Below are 14,467 nucleotides of genomic sequence, written 5' to 3'. Positions count from 1 at the left end.
TGAAACGCGGCAGCGCGCAGAAACGCAGCAGGGAGTCCGCACCGTGAGGTACGAACTCCCTGATCAGACTGCGGAGGCTGGGGGATTTGAACCCCCGATGGGCGTTAAAACCCAAACCGCATTAGCAGTGCGGCGCCATAGACCGGACTAGGCGAAGCCTCCCTGCATGGGTCATGAACCGCCCGACGGCGGTCACGACCTGCTGCATGGATGATGCCACAGCCTCGTGGGCTGCGGCCAACCGGTATCCACGTTACTAGGCGGATCGCCGCTATCGCAAAAATGAGTGTGGGATAGTGCTTGCTGGTGAGCCTGGGGGGAGGCCAGCCGACGCAGCGGCAGGTTCGGGCGGCTGCGGCAGGGATGTCAGCTAGGGAGGACGGCTCGTCGTGAGCAGCAGGCCGACCCGAGGCACTGCTCGCCTCGCAGCCATACTCGATGCGCTTCCGGACGCCTTGCTGCTGGTGAACAGCAATGGCACGGTCGTGGACGCCAACGCCGCCGCCGTGCGAAGTCTGCAGACGCCCGGCACCTCGCTGGTCGGCATGGGCGTGCTCGACCTCCTCCCGGACTTCGATCCGAGCCGGATCCCCGGCTCGATGCGCCCGCGCACCCGCGCCGAGGACGGTGCCGAGGACGACGGCGGCACCCCCGTACGGATGACAGCGCGGCGGACGGACGGAACCACTTTCCCGGTCGAGGTGGCCGGAAACGAGTTCGAGGACGACGGGCTGCTCGGTGGCGGCCTGGGCACCACCGGAGGATCCGGCGAGAGCGGCCGGGAGGGCTACGGCCCGTACGACTCCTACGGGGGCGTGTCCCGGTACGGCTACGGCGGGAGCGGCGGCGGGAGCGCCGGGGGTGGCGCGCGTCCCTCCGACCGGGAGCTGCTGCTGATCGTGGTGCGCGACCTGTCGGCCCGGCTGGAGGTCGAGGCGGAGCTGCGGCGCCAGCACAAGCAGACCGAGATGATCCTGCGGGCCGCCGCCGAGGGCGTCCTCGGGGTGGACATCGACGGCCGGGTGGTGCTGGTCAACCCGGCCGCCGCGCACATCCTCGGCTACCGCGCCAGCGAGCTGGGCGGCCAGGAGCTGCTGCCGCTGGTGCAGCACTCCAAGGCCGACGGCACCCCGCAGCCCGCCGAGGAGTCCCCGCTCGCGGACACCCTGACCTCGGGCCGCAAGCACCGGGTCCGCACCGCGGTGCTGTGGCGCAAGGACGGCCGCCCGGTGCACGTGGAGCTGTCCACCGCCCCGGTCCGGGACGGCGAGCAGCTGGTCGGCGCGGTGATGACCTTCACCGACCGCACCGCCTACCTGTCCCTGGCGGCCCGGCACGAGCACCTCACCGCCGTGCTGCGGGAGGAGCTGGACGAGCCGCTGACCCGGCTGCAGGGCACCCTGGAGCGGCTCGCGGCCGATCCGGCGGGCCAGCTCTGGCCGGAGGCCAACTGGGTGCTGCGGCGGCTGGCCGCCGACTGCGCCCGCACCTCGCGGCTGGTCGACGGGGTGCTGTCCTATCAGCGCTTCGACGCCGCGCTCGACGCCGGACGGGAGACCCTGGAGCGCCGCCCGGTCGGCCTGGACAAGGTGGTCCGGCGGGCGGTCGCGGCAGCGACCGAGCTGATCGGCGAGGACCGGGTGCGGTTCGCGGTGCACCCGTCCGAGGTCGAGGTGATCGCGGACCAGGAGCGGCTGGCGCAGGCCCTCGGCCATCTGATCGCGGATGTGGCGGCGAGCGGGGTCCAGGGCGGCAGCGAGGGCGGCAACGGGCTGTACGGGATGGCCGTGGGGGTGGCCTCCGGGCTGTCCGGCGGGCCGGCCCAGGGACCGACCGTGGTGATAGCGGCCGCCCAGCGCGGCTCGGTGGCACGGATCGAGGTCCGCGGCCCCAGCGCGGGCGGGAGCCCGGTGCACCTGCCGATAGCGCGCGGCATGGTGGAGCGGCACGGCGGCGTGCTGCAGTCCCACGAGCTGCCCGGCAAGCAGGGCCGGACCTATGTGGTGGAGCTTCCGCTGGACCCGGCGACCGCCGGCGAGGCGGCCGAGCGGGCCGCCACCGCGGCCCGGGAGGCGGACCGGTCCCGGGAGAACGAGACCGCGATGCTGCCGGAGCTGCCCGGACTGGAAGCCCCGGCCCCACAGGTGCAGGCCCCGCAGGCGCAGGTTTCGCAGGCGCAGGCTTCGCAGGCCCCGAGTGCGGCGCAGTCGCAGAGCCCGGCGCAGACCCCCGACGCCGACCAGGGTGGTGGCGGGACGGCCGGTGGCGCTTCGCTGCCCGCCGCCCGGCGCAGTGTGGAGAGCCTGGCCGAGTCGAAGCCGGAAACGCCCGCCCAGGGCATCGACCGCTCCCGGCGCCGCCGCGCCCTGCCCGCGCCCGAGGTGGTACGGCCGCCGCGCGCGGTGCTGGAGGCCCAGCAGCAGGAACAACAGGAGCAGCAGGAACAGCAGCGGGAGCAGCAGGCCCAGGCCCAGCAGGCCCAGCAGCAGCAGGCGCAGGCGCGCTCACTGCAGCAGGGGTTGGGGACGAACGGCTTCCCCGGCCTGATCGGCGGCCCGGTCTACCCCGGGCTCGAGCACGCGCTGCCTCCGGCGGGCAGCAGGATCGATACTCCCGCGCCCGCCCAGGCCGAGGCGGCCTCCCCCAGCGGCCGTCGGCGCCGGCTGGCCATCCCGCCGGGCGACGACCAGTCCGGGCGGTCCTACCCGGAGTCCGGCGGGCCGCTGGCGCTGGAGCCGGTGGGCGGCAGCAGCAATGTGGTCGTGCCGGGGCAGCAGACACAGGAGCAGGGCTCGGGGCCGGCCGCGCTGCAGCCGGTGGCGCTCCAGTCGATCCCGGCCGCGGCGCCCTTCGGCGGCCGCTTCGGCCCGGACGGCGGCGGTAACAGCGGTAACAGCAGCGGTAACAGCACTGCCAGCGGCAGTGGCAGTGGCAGTGGCAACAACACCGGCTCCGGCGGTTCGACCAATGGTCGGGCGCTGGGGGCCGGTCCTGACGCGCTGGCGCTGGAACCCGCGTCCGCCGCTGCCCAGCAGACCCGCGCCGAGGAGGAGCAGGGGCCCGGCACCGAGAGCCGGCTGGAGTTCATCGCGGGTGCGGACTACCCGACCATGGTCGCCCCCGCCGCCGACGGCCGTCCGCGCCGGCTGCTGGTGTGGCCGGAGCCGGATCCGTCGACCCGTCAGGCGCTGCAGGACCGGGGCTACCGTCCCGTCATCGTGCGCACCCGCGAGGAGGTCGAGGGGCAGGTGGCCGGCTTCCCCGCGGCGCTGTTCGTGGACCCGCTGACCGGGCCGATCACCAGGACCGCGCTGCAGACGCTGCGCACCGCCGCCGGGGACGCCAACGTCCCGGTGCTGGTGACGGCGGGTCTTGGGCAGGCGACCAGGGAGGCGGCGTACGGGGCGGACCCGGCCGTGCTGCTGCGCGCGCTCGCGCCGCGCGACAGCGAGCGGCACGCGCCCCGGGTGCTGCTGGTGGAGCAGGACCCGGACGTGGCGGCGGCGTTCACGGCGACGCTGGAACGGCGCGGGATGCACGTGGTGCACGCGCTGAGCGAGAACGACGCGGTGGAGAAGGCCGGCAGCGTCCAGCCGAACCTGGTGGTGATGGATCTGATGCTGATCCGCCGCCGCCGGGTCGGCATCGTGGACTGGCTGCGCGACAACAACCAGCTGCACCGCACCCCGCTGGTCGTCTACACCTCCGTCGACGACGGCGGCGACGGCACCGAGGGCTCGCGGCAGAACTCCCGGCTGCGCTCCGGCGAGACGGTGCTGTTCCTCGCGGAGCGCTCGACCAGCGCCGAGGTGCAGTCCCGGATAGTGGACCTGCTGGGCAAGATCGGCTCACTGGGCGGCTGATCCGCCGCCGTCCAGTGAGCATCGGCACCTTGATCCTCGGGCCGGTCTGTTACTCCTTGCCGAGGGTGGTCACGTCGAGGCCGCCCTCGGCATAGGCCTTGCGGATGACCTTCTTGTCGAACTTGCCGACCGAGGTCTTCGGCACGGACTGGACGATGCTCCAGCGCTCCGGCAGCTGCCAGCGGGCGATCCGGGTGGCCAGGAAGGCGCGCAGCTCGGGGAAGCCGGCCGTGGCGCCGGGCCGCAGCACCACGGTGACCAGCGGCCGCTCGCCCCACTTCTCGTCGGGGACGGCGACGACCGCGGCTTCGAGCACGTCCTGATGGGCCATCAGTTCGTTCTCCAGCTCGACCGAGGAGATCCACTCGCCGCCGGACTTGATGACGTCCTTGGCCCGGTCGGTGAGGTTGAGGTAGCCGTCCGGGCTGATGGTGCCGACGTCGCCGGTGCGCAGCCAGCCGTCGTCGCTGAACTTGTCGCCGAGCTCCGGGGGCTTGTCGGCGCCGCCGTAGTAGGCGGCGGCGATCCAGGGGCCGCGGACCTCGATCTCGCCGGCCGACTCGCCGTCGTGCGGCAGCGCGATGCCGTCCGGGCCGATCACCCGGGGCTCGACCGAGGCCGGGAAGCGGCCCTGGGAGAGCCGGTAGGGCCAGGCCTCCTCGGGGGTGAGGCCGCCGGGCGGGAGCGCGACGCTGCCGAGCGGGGAGGTCTCGGTCATGCCCCAGGCGTGTATGACGTTGACGCCGTGGCGCTCCTCGAAGGCCTTCATCAGCGCGGGCGGGCAGGCCGAGCCGCCGATGACGACCCGGCGCAGGGCGCTGGTGTCGTAGACGTCGGGGTGCGCGTCCAGTTCGTCCAGCAGGCCGGTCCAGATGGTGGGGACGGCGGCGCTGAAGGTGGGGTGCTCGGCGGTGATCATCGCGGCCAGCGGCTGCGGCTGCAGGAAGCGGTCGGGCATCAGCAGCGAGGTGCCGGCCATGAACGCCGCGTAGGGCAGCCCCCAGGCGTTGACGTGGAACATCGGGACCACCGGCAGCGCCTTGTCGGCGCTGGTCAGGCCGAAGCTCTCGGCCGAGAGCACCTGCATGGAGTGCAGGTACATGGAGCGGTGCGAGTAGGCGACGCCCTTGGGGTCGCCGGTCGTGCCCGAGGTGTAGCAGAGCGCGCCGGCCGTGCGCTCGTCCAGGTCCACCGGGTGCGGGAAGCTGGTCGGGCGGTCCGCGATCAGCTCCTCGTAGTCGTGGACGCTGCCGGCGAAGCCGTCCAGCACGGAGCGGTCGCCCTCGCCGACGACCACGATGTGACGCAGCGTCGGGCGCAGCTGCGGCAGCAGCGGGGCGATCAGGGGCAGCACGCTGCCGTTGACGATGACGGTGTGGTCGGCGGCGTGGTTGATGATGAAGGACAGCTGCTGCGGGGGCAGCCGCAGGTTGAGGGTGTGCAGCACCGCGCCCATGGAGGGGATCGCCAGGTACGCCTCCTGGTGCTCGGTGTTGTTCCACATCAGGGTCGCCACCCGCTGGTCCCCGGTCACGCCCAGTTCGTCGCGGAGCGCGTGGGCGAGCTGTGCGGCGCGGGCGCCGACCTCGGCGAAGCTGCGGGCGACGGCCTTCTCGCCGTCCCAGGTCGCCACCGTGGACGTGCCGTGGAAGGTGGAGCCATGGGCGAGGATGCGCCCGACGGTGAGTGGGACGTCCTGCATCGTGCTGAGCACCTGGGTCCTCCTTGACCGGGGGAAACGACTGTACTACCTGCCGGTAGCAGCGTTCTGAGAGGTGATTCTGTCGCTCTCGGGGGTCGGTGTCAGTAGCTGGGACGGTGTACCGCGGGTCGGTCCCGCTTTCGGCGGACCGGCCGTCAGTGGACCAGGGCGACCGGGGCGTCCACCGCGTTGCGGTCGACGTTCATGGTGACGCCGCCGTGGCTCTCCTTGGCGTTGCCGACGAACTGGTGCACCCGGCGGTGACCGGCCCACTGGCTGCTGCTGAGCGCGCGGTAGCCGTCGGTGCTGGCGCGGTTGTCCCAGCGGGCGTACCAGAGCACGTCCGGCAGGTCGGTGGCCACGGCGCGGGTGCTGCGGTTGAGCGCGGCCGAGGCGATGTCGGCGATGCCGGTGTCGGCGCTGCTGTAGAAGCCGGCCAGGTAGCCGGCCGCGCGGACGGCGCGGGACCAGGCGGCGGTGTACTGCAGCACCGCGAGGGTGCAGCTGGAGCCGCGGTCGTAGGACTCCATGTCCAGGTAGATCGGGCTGCCCGCGGTGAGCGCCAGCCCACCGGCGGCCTTGACCGCGTCCCTGCCCTCGGTGGTGCCCATGGCGAGGGCGCGGCTGGGGCTGATCCTGGCGGTCCTGCTCTTCGCCGGGAGGCACGGGGCCTGCGAACCGACGTAGAGCGGGAGCAGCCGCCAGCCGATCGTCGTCGCGGAGCGGGTCCAGGCCGGGGTGAGCAGGGGCTGGGCGCAGCCGCGGTTGTTGCCGCCGATGTAGATGCCGATGGCGCCGTAGGGGGAGGTCTCGTGCCAGCTGCGCAGGGCGGTGAGGCTGGGCGCGGCACAGGTATCGAACGCCTGACCGGTGAAGACCTGCGGGGCGGCGGCGGTGGGCGCGGCGGCGGCTTCAGCGGTGGCGGCGGCGGTCGCGGCTTCGGCGGCGGTGGCCTGGCCGGTGAGTGTCGCCGCGAGGCAACCGAGGGAGAGCAGGGCGGCAACGACTGCCGTTCGGATAGTAGTCACATGCGATCGTGACCGTTATGTCCACTATCGTCCTACTAGCCACGCCACGGTAACGCGTTCGCCCCCCAAACAGTCCTTACGTCAGACTGACGCCATGTCCGCTCCCCTTGTTGCCCCGACTCCCAGCGAACCCCGCGCACCCCGCGGCCCCGCTGACGGACCGCCACCCGGCGGAGCGACCCCCACCCCGCAGCGGCGCCTGGATCTGATCCCGGCGCCGTTCTTCTGTCTTGCGGCCATGTTCACCGTGCAGACCGGCATCGCGCTGTCGACCCCGCTGTTCCCCACCCTCGGCGTCGCCGGGACCACCTCGCTGCGGCTGATCACCGCCTCCGTGGTGCTGCTCGGCTGGACCCGGCCGCGGCTGCGCGGACGCAGCGCCCGCGACCTGCTCTCGGCCCTGCTGCTCGGCCTCGCCTCGGCCGGGATGACCCTGCTGTTCGCGGACGCGGTGCACCGGCTGCCGATGGGCACGGCGGCGACCATCGAGTTCCTCGGGCCGCTGGCGGTGGCGCTGCTGTTCTCGCGTCGGCTCGGGCATGTGCTGTGGGCGCTGCTGGCCGGGGCCGGCGTGCTGCTGCTGACCCTGGTCGGCCAACCGCACGGCGCCCACCTCGACCCGCGCGGCCTGGTCAGCGCCTTCGCCGCGGCGGCCTGCCTGGCCGGGTACATCCTGCTCACCCAGCGGGTCGGCCGGGCATTCGAGGGCTTCGACGGGCTCGCGCTGTCGCTGACCGCCGCGGCCGTCGTGCTGGCCCCGTTCGGCCTCGGCGAGGCCTGGCACGGACTCAGCCAGAGCCCGCGGCCCTGGCTGCTCCTGCTGTCGGTGGCGGGTGTCGCCATCCTCTTCCCGGTCATCCCCTACCTGCTGGAGATGACCGCGCTCCGACGGCTGCCGGAGCGGATCTTCAGTGTGATCGCCAGCATGGAGCCGGCTGTCAGCGCCCTGATCGGGCTGGTGATCCTGGGTCAGGTGCTCGGCGGGGTGCAGCTGCTCGGCATCGCCTGCGTCATCGGGGCGACTGCGGGCGCGACGCTCACCGAGCGGCCGTCGCGCCGGTAGCCGACTGCTGCCATCAGCCGCGGTAGGCGGCGAGGCCGGTGTAGGAGGAGATCTTCACCGGGCCCTTGGAGCCGTTGGCCGGGATGATGTCGGTGCCGGTGGGGGTGCGGAAGGCGATGGTCTTGCCGTCCGCGGACCAGGTCGGCTCGGTGTAGTTGGTGGTGGCGTGCGGGGTCAGGTCCTTGACGTGCTGGCCGTCGTTGCTGACGAAGATGTGGTCGTGGCCCTTGACCGAGCGGACGAACACGATCTCCTGGCCGTTGGGCGACTGCGCCGGCTCGGAGCCGCGGGTGATCGGGCCGCCCTGCTGGCGGAGGTAGTCGTCACGGATGTAGATCTCGCCGGTGCGTGTGTTCTCGTAGAAGGAGGTGCCGAAGGCTCCGCCCCCGCTGGGCCAGGTGTTGCCGGTGGTGGGGTTGTTCGGAACACCGGGGCCGCTCCACTCGCCGAGCGGCAGGGCGGCCGGGGTGCCGTGGTAGGCCGTGGCCGAGATGCGCTTGAGGCTGCTGACACCGCTCTTGCTGCTGCTGAAGATGATGTTGCTCGCGGCCGGCACCTGGTCGCGGACGATGGCCTTGGTGACCTGCCAGGTCGGGTGGGACCAGGTCTGGTGGCCGGGGTTGACGGCGACTATGTGGCGGCCCGTGGCGTTGGCGTTGGCGACCTCCAGGTTGCCCTTGCCGTCGATGAAGGCCGCCTTCTTGCCGTCCGGGGACCAGGCCAGGTCGCGGACGATGACCCCGAAGTTGACCCGGGTGCCGTTCATCACCACGTACTTGGTGCCGTTGCTGATGGTCAGCCCGTTGCCCTTGGTCCCGTTCAGCACCCGGGCCTGGGTGGAGGCGGCGTTGGCGGCCGTCGGCAGCAGCGCGGTCAGACCGGCGGTGAGGGCGATGGCGGCGATGGCGGCGGTGCGGCGGGTGGCGCGGATACGGACTGACATGGTGGTGACTCCCCCTGGGATTCGGCTGCTGCGCTGTGCGATGAGAGAAGACTGTCAGCCGAAGATCGTGGATCTGTCGGCCTACTGTCACCGGCGTGCAACAGCGGAAACAGCGGTCGCGGGGGGCTGCAGCGGTCGTGGCGGGCTGCAGCGGTCGCGGCGGGCTGCCCCCGACCCAGCGGTGGGGGGCTACCCGCGACCCAGCAGCAGGCCCGACGTCGGGACGCCGGTGCCCGCCGTCACCAGGACGTGCTCCGCGTCCGGCACCTGGTTGACCGAACTGCCGCGCACCTGGCGGACGGCCTCGGCGATGCCGTTCATCCCGTGCAGATACGCCTCTCCCAGTTGGCCGCCGTGGGTGTTCACCGGCAGCCGGCCGCCGAGCTCCAAGCCGCCGTCGGCGGCGAAGTCGGCGGCCTCGCCGGGGGCGCAGAAGCCGAACTCCTCCAACTGCATCAGCACGAAGGGGGTGAAGTGGTCGTAGAGCACCGCGGTGTCGATGTCGGCCGGACCCAGGCCACTGGTGCGCCAGAGCTGGCGGGCGACGACGCTCATCTCCGGCAGGCCGGTCAGACCGTCCCGGTAGAAGCTGGTCATCGCCTCCTGGTTCCGGCCCGCGCCCTGCGCCGCGGCGGTGATCACAGCGGGACGTTGCCGCAGGTCACGGGCCCGTTCCGGGGTGGTGACCACCAGCGCCTGGCCGCCGTCGGTCTCCTGGCAGCAGTCGAGCAGCCGCAGCGGCTCGACGATCCAGCGTGACGCGGCGTGGTCGGCCAGGGTGATCGGGCGCTGGTAGAAGTACGCGGCGGGGTTGGTCGCGGCATGGCGGCGGTCGGCCACCGCGACCGGACCGAAGGCGTCCGGGGTGAGCCCGTAGGTGTGCAGATAGCGCTGGGCGTGCAGCGCCACCCAGGAGGCCGGGGTGAGCAGCCCGTAGGGCATGGTCCAACCCATCGCCGTTCCCTCAGACGAGGGTTGACGGTTCATCAGACCCGATCCGAAGCGGTGCTGCGACCGCTCGTTGAAGGCCCGGTAGCAGACCACGACCTCCGCGATGCCGCTGGCGACGGCGAGCGCCGCCTGCTGGACGGTGGCGCAGGCGGCGCCGCCGCCGTAGTGGATCCGGGAGAAGAAGCTCAGCTCGCCGATGCCCGCCGCCTGGGCGACGGTGATCTCCGGATTGGTGTCCATGGTGAAGGTGACCAGTCCGTCCACATCCTGTGGACGAAGCCCGGCGTCCTCCAGCGCGGCCTGGACCGCCTCGACGGCGAGCTTGAGCTCGCTGCGGCCGGAGTCCTTGGAGAACTCGGTCGCGCCGATGCCGGCGATGGCGGCGCGACCGCCGAGGGTGTCGGCGCGGGTGAGGCTCATGCCTGTCCCTCCGGGACGGTGAGGCGGACTTTCGCGGTGACGTGCGCGCCGCGGGCGTGCCGGCCGGTGACGGTGAGGGTCAGCTGCCTCCCCGCGCGCTCGGTGACCCGGCCGGTGAACGTCAGCTCGTCGCCGGGATAGGCCGGAACGCCGAGCCGTACCGAGATGCCGGTCAGCACCGCCTGCGGCCCGGCCCAGTCGGTGACATACCGTCCGACCAGGCCGTTGCTGGTCAGGATGTTCATGAAGATGTCCGGCGCCCCCTTGCTGTGGGCGAGTTCGACATCGTGGTGGACGTCCTGGTAGTCGCGGGAGGCGATGGCCCCGGCGACGATCAGCGTCCGGGTGACCGGGATCCGCAGCGGCGGCAGGTCGTCGGCGGTGGCGGAACGGAACAGCGGCAGCGTCAGTTCCTCGTCGCAGCGCTCGAAGGAGAGCTGGACCGGCAGTCCGATCCGCACCTCGGCCGGGGGGAGGCCGATCACATTGCTGACGATCCTGACCCCCTCCGCGAGCTCCACCAGCGCGACGGCGTAGGGGCCGCCGGCCCGGAACGCGGCAGGCAGCGGGTGGTGCACGGTGACATGCGAGTAGACCGTCCCGGCGCCGCTCGCGGCCTCCGCCGTCCACTCGGCCGAGCCGCAGGCGTTGCAGCCGGGCAGCCAGGGCAGCCGCGGCGTCCCGCACCGTTCGCAGCGCTGGAAGCGCAGTTCGCCTGCGGCGACGCCCTCCCAGAAGCCCGCGTTGTCGCGGTTGACGACGGGGCGGGGACGGAGCGCCTCTTCCGGCCTCGGCTCTGTTTTCGCCGCCGCCTCCGCCGGGCGGAACTTGAGGATGCGGAAGCGGTGCGTCGCCACCGGCGCGGCCTCCTCCGGCTTCTCCCCCGCGCTCTCGTCGTACGCGCGGAGGTCCATCCGGGTCGTGACGAAGTGCCCGACGCCCAGCGCGGTGGTCTTCCGGCCCGACACCGATTCGATCTCGGCGTCGTAGACCAGCCGCTGCCCGGGGTGCAGCGGTCGGAGGTACTCCTGCTCGCAGTCGGTGGCGACCACCGAGCGGAAGCCCTCGGCGTCCAGGCGGGCGAGCAGGTCGTCATAGACGCTGCTGCGTCCCGACTGGTCGGCCTCGCCGTCGAAGCCCAGCCCGGCCAGGGTCCAGGCCTGCAGCATCGCCGGTGGCGCGACGGCGTTCGGACCGGTGTAGGCGGGGCTGGTATCGCCCATGGCCTCGCACCAGTGCCGGATCATCGGCGCGTTCACCAGGTCCTGCGCACGGCCCCCGGCCGCGGCGGGACGACCCGCGTACTCCTGGTACTGCTGTGGATCGGTGGACTCCATCACAGATCTGACTGTGCGTCAGATACATTGGCCCAGTCAAGGGGACGGCCGCGTCTCGGGCGGACGCGGGCCCGCCCCGAGGCGTGGGACCGACCTCGGGGCGGACAATGCGGCAGAGCCGTCCTGCTACATCAGCGGAGCTGCTGGATGCTAGAAGAAGATCCGCACATTGCTGTTGGACTGGCTGCTGTACACAGCGCCGGAGTTGCCGTTCACACCCAGCGTGTTGTTGGCGTTGGAGGCGCCGGATCCGGTCGCGGTCTGCTGGGTCCAGTTGGAGTTGCCATTCACCCAGCCGGACAGGTTTCCGCTGCCCGTGTTGGACACGATGCTGCTGTTGGAGCCACCGCTCGCGAATGATCCATTGTCGGCGGAGGCTGCGCCGGCGCCCGCCAGGATCATGGCGACGGCGATCGGGGCTGCGGAAAGGGCAATGCGGATACGGGACATGTGGTTCCTCCAAGGCGTGGAAGTCGAACACGGTATGGGCAGGTCATGCGGCCACATGCGGCCTGCCCGGCCTGCGACGTCGCACCTTCAGACTGACCCATACGGCCGACGGATATCCAACCTCCAGTGGATAGTTCCCTCATAAGCGTGACATGGGAGCCCTAACCCCTGAACGACCGACAGTTCGCGCCGTAACGGTTTTCCCTTGCGATACCGCCCATTTGGCCCCCTGGCCGACCTTGGAAGCCGCCATAGGGGGGCGTACAGCCCGCCTTTCGCGCACGCCGGGGGCGCTCGCAGCGGCCCTCAGCGCCCCCCTCGGCGCCCGTCAGTCCCCGTCAGCGCCGGTCAGGACGAAGGCCGGGGAGAGCGGGCGCAGCCGCACCTCCGCCGAAGCCGCCGGGCCGCCCTGGACGGCGAAGGCGGCCGCGTGCGTCGGATCGTCCGTGGGCAGGTCGGCGACGGCCCAGCCGGCCGGGGTCGCGGCGAGGCCGCCGGTGCCGAGGTAGTCGGCTGCCGGGTCGCGGCCGAGGCCGGTGCCGATGGCCTTCAGATAGGCCTCCTTGCGGGTCCAGAGCCGGGCGAAGGCGGAGATCCGCTGGTCGGCAGGCAGCACCGCAAGCTCTGCCTGCTCGCCGGGGTGCAGCACCGACACCAGCTCCGCCACCGCGTCCGCCCCGGGCAGCCCCTCGACGTCCACGCCGATCGGGACGGCGGCGATGCCGATCAGCACCAGGTCGCCGCCGTGGGACAGCGAGAAGTGCAGCGGACCGGGCGGGTCAGCGAGGGCCGGGCGGCCGTGCAGCTCACCGCAGCAGGGGCAGGGCTCCCTGATCAGGACGAGATCCTGGGCGGGCCTCCCGGTGGCGGCGGCCAGCAGCCGGCGCAGCGCGATGTGCGCCGCGGCATAGCGGATCCGGTCCTCGTCGCGGACGAAGGCGGCGGCGCTGGCCCGCTCGTCCTCGTTCAACAGCTCCGCCGCACCCGACGTGTCCAGCAGGGCCAGCAGGGCCGACGCGTCGGCGGCGGGGCCGTCCCCGGACAGGTCGGAGACGCGCAGTAGCCACAGATCGGGGCTGGACAAGATTTCCTCCTGGCGGGTTACTTCCCGCCATGCTCCCTCACCCGCAGCCGCACCGCCCCGCGCCGCCCCAGCCGGAGGCCTCCGCGCGGGGTCGCGACGGACATGGTCGGAGTCAGTCCGGCCAGCCGCAGGGTCTTCAGGATGCGCGCGTCCGTGCAGATCAGCGACACGTCGCCGCCCCGGTCCTGGGCCCGGCACCAGGCCCGGCAGAGCGGACCCATGCCGCCGCTGTCGATGAAGCTGACGCCGCGCAGGTCGACCACCACCTGCGGGCGGTCCCCGCCGGTGGCGGCGTCCAGGTGGCGGGTCACCAGCCGGGCCGTCGCGATGTCGATCTCGCCGTACAGCTCCACCACGATGCGCCCGCCGCGGCCCCCGCCGGCTCCTCCGACACCGTCGCCGGCCGGGGCCACCGTACGGACCTGGGAACCCCTCTGGTGCCACGTCACATCTGTGGTCCCGACATCTGTGTTCCCGACATCTGTGTTCCTGCCAGAAATCCCTGTCCCCGTCATGGCCGCGCTCCTGGATCGCCGTGCTCCGCAGTGCGAGAGGACACCACCCCGGTCACTCCGGCGGCATCCCTCACCTACTACAACGCCCTGGCACCCAGTTTCCGTTGGCTCCGACCCGACGCTGTTACCCATCCGTTGTGAAAACCACCCCGTCCGGAGCAGCCGGTCACGGTTGGAAGCCCGGGGTGCCGCTGGGGCAAACGGTTGATCTAGCATGACCGTTGACGTCGCGTCAGCAGGGGAGGGCAACGCCATGGCGGAACGTTCGCATCTGGAGGGTTGGACGAAGATGGAGCCGAACTGGGAGATCCCCTCACCCATGAGGACCGATATCGCCCACAGTGCGCGGATCTATGACTATTTCATCGGCGGAAAGGACAACTTCCCCGCCGACCGCGCGGCGGCCCAGCAGGTGCTCGCGCTGCGGCCCAGCCTGGCCCTGGCCGCGCAGGCCAACCGCCGGTTCATGTGCCGGGCGGTCGAGTTCGCCGCCGCGCAGGGCATCCGGCAGTTCCTCGACATCGGCACCGGGATCCCCACCTCGCCGAACACCCATGAGGTCGCCCAGGCCGCCGCGCCCGAGGCCCGGGTCGTCTACGTCGACAACGACCCCATGGTCCTGGTGCACGCACGCGCCCTGCTGGTCAGCGCACCGCAGGGACGCACCGCCTACATCGACGCCGACATCCGCCGGCCCGCCTCGATCCTGGAGCACCCCAGCCTGCGGAGCGTGCTGGACCTGAAGCAGCCGGTCTGCCTGATGCTGGTCGCGGTCCTGCACTTCGTCGCCGACGCGGAGGACCCGTACGGCCTGGTCGCCGAGCTGCTCGACGCCTGCCCCAGCGGCAGCAAGCTGATCCTCACCCACGGCACCGAGGACTTCTCCGACGAAGCCGCTGCCCGGGCCCTGGACGCCTACCGGGCCTCGGGGGTGAACCTGCACCTGCGCCCCCACGCGGAGGTGCTCCGCTTCTTCGACGGCCTGGAGCTGGTCGAGCCCGGGCTGCAACTGGTCAACCGCTGGCGCCCGGACAACGCCATCGACCGCGAGGCCCGCCCGGAGGACATCACCTGGTACGGGGGCGTCGCCACCAAGCCCTGAGCTCCAAAA

General features: G+C 72.2%; 11 protein-coding genes and 1 tRNA gene. 3 read left to right on the top strand and 9 right to left on the bottom strand.

Going from position 1 to position 14,467, the window contains the following annotated elements; translation table 11 throughout:
• Window positions 1–71: 71 nt before the first annotated feature.
• A tRNA-Ser gene (locus tag ACXKR8_RS26760) sits at window positions 72–162 on the bottom strand.
• Between the two features lie 227 nt (window positions 163–389).
• On the opposite strand from ACXKR8_RS26760, the gene ACXKR8_RS26755 reads away from it, so the two are divergent.
• On the top strand, window positions 390–3,863 hold the full coding sequence (locus ACXKR8_RS26755) for a hybrid sensor histidine kinase/response regulator (RefSeq protein WP_458267126.1): 3,474 nt from the start codon (window positions 390–392) through the stop codon (window positions 3,861–3,863).
• Window positions 3,864–3,912: 49 nt separating this feature from the next.
• Here the strand turns inward: ACXKR8_RS26755 and ACXKR8_RS26750 are convergent, their stop codons facing one another.
• Complete coding sequence (locus ACXKR8_RS26750; RefSeq protein WP_458267125.1) at window positions 3,913–5,577, bottom strand: long-chain fatty acid--CoA ligase; 1,665 nt, start codon at window positions 5,575–5,577, stop codon at window positions 3,913–3,915.
• 143 nt (window positions 5,578–5,720) lie between these two features.
• Window positions 5,721–6,593, bottom strand: coding sequence for a DUF1906 domain-containing protein (locus tag ACXKR8_RS26745; RefSeq protein ID WP_458267124.1), 873 nt, complete (start codon window positions 6,591–6,593; stop codon window positions 5,721–5,723).
• A gap of 94 nt (window positions 6,594–6,687) precedes the next feature.
• Here ACXKR8_RS26745 and ACXKR8_RS26740 point away from each other — a divergent pair, with 94 nt between their 5' ends.
• Entirely contained in the window at window positions 6,688–7,656 is a 969-nt protein-coding gene (locus ACXKR8_RS26740; protein ID WP_458267123.1) for an EamA family transporter, read from the top strand.
• A gap of 13 nt (window positions 7,657–7,669) precedes the next feature.
• Here ACXKR8_RS26740 and ACXKR8_RS26735 read toward each other — a convergent pair whose 3' ends face one another.
• The 6 genes from ACXKR8_RS26735 to ACXKR8_RS26710 all read right to left on the bottom strand — a co-directional run bounded on the left by ACXKR8_RS26735 (window position 7,670) and on the right by ACXKR8_RS26710 (window position 13,290).
• Window positions 7,670–8,599: a TolB family protein gene (locus ACXKR8_RS26735; RefSeq protein WP_458267122.1), complete on the bottom strand. Its 930-nt coding sequence runs from the start codon at window positions 8,597–8,599 to the stop codon at window positions 7,670–7,672.
• Between the two features lie 189 nt (window positions 8,600–8,788).
• Window positions 8,789–9,970: a lipid-transfer protein gene (locus tag ACXKR8_RS26730; RefSeq protein ID WP_458267121.1), complete on the bottom strand. Its 1,182-nt coding sequence runs from the start codon at window positions 9,968–9,970 to the stop codon at window positions 8,789–8,791.
• Complete coding sequence (locus tag ACXKR8_RS26725; RefSeq protein WP_458275088.1) at window positions 9,967–11,307, bottom strand: OB-fold domain-containing protein; 1,341 nt, start codon at window positions 11,305–11,307, stop codon at window positions 9,967–9,969. Before ACXKR8_RS26725 ends, ACXKR8_RS26730 begins: the two co-directional genes overlap by 4 nt.
• A 150-nt stretch (window positions 11,308–11,457) precedes the next feature.
• Entirely contained in the window at window positions 11,458–11,757 is a 300-nt protein-coding gene (locus tag ACXKR8_RS26720) for a hypothetical protein (RefSeq protein ID WP_458267120.1), read from the bottom strand.
• A 328-nt stretch (window positions 11,758–12,085) separates the two neighbouring features.
• A complete protein-coding gene (locus tag ACXKR8_RS26715) occupies window positions 12,086–12,841 on the bottom strand; it encodes a 4'-phosphopantetheinyl transferase family protein (RefSeq protein WP_458267119.1) in 756 nt (251 codons plus the stop codon).
• A gap of 17 nt (window positions 12,842–12,858) precedes the next feature.
• Window positions 12,859–13,290, bottom strand: coding sequence for an STAS domain-containing protein (locus tag ACXKR8_RS26710; protein WP_458267118.1), 432 nt, complete (start codon window positions 13,288–13,290; stop codon window positions 12,859–12,861).
• 319 nt (window positions 13,291–13,609) lie between these two features.
• Here ACXKR8_RS26710 and ACXKR8_RS26705 point away from each other — a divergent pair, with 319 nt between their 5' ends.
• Window positions 13,610–14,458, top strand: coding sequence for an SAM-dependent methyltransferase (locus tag ACXKR8_RS26705; RefSeq protein ID WP_458267117.1), 849 nt, complete (start codon window positions 13,610–13,612; stop codon window positions 14,456–14,458).
• Window positions 14,459–14,467 lie beyond the last annotated feature (9 nt).

Source organism: Streptacidiphilus sp. PAMC 29251, assembly GCF_054208735.2.
This window is presented reverse-complemented; position numbering and strand designations above follow the sequence as displayed.

Excerpts from the sequence above, each read along its gene's own strand:
- ACXKR8_RS26740 (WP_458267123.1), top strand. The coding sequence starts at position 6,688 with ATGTCCGCTCCCCTTGTTGCCCCGACTCCCAGCGAACCCCGCGCACCC.
- ACXKR8_RS26725 (WP_458275088.1), bottom strand. The coding sequence starts at position 11,307 with ATGGAGTCCACCGATCCACAGCAGTACCAGGAGTACGCGGGTCGTCCC.
- ACXKR8_RS26730 (WP_458267121.1), bottom strand. The coding sequence starts at position 9,970 with ATGAGCCTCACCCGCGCCGACACCCTCGGCGGTCGCGCCGCCATCGCC.
- ACXKR8_RS26720 (WP_458267120.1), bottom strand. The coding sequence starts at position 11,757 with ATGTCCCGTATCCGCATTGCCCTTTCCGCAGCCCCGATCGCCGTCGCC.
- ACXKR8_RS26735 (WP_458267122.1), bottom strand. The coding sequence starts at position 8,599 with ATGTCAGTCCGTATCCGCGCCACCCGCCGCACCGCCGCCATCGCCGCC.
- ACXKR8_RS26705 (WP_458267117.1), top strand. The coding sequence starts at position 13,610 with ATGGCGGAACGTTCGCATCTGGAGGGTTGGACGAAGATGGAGCCGAAC.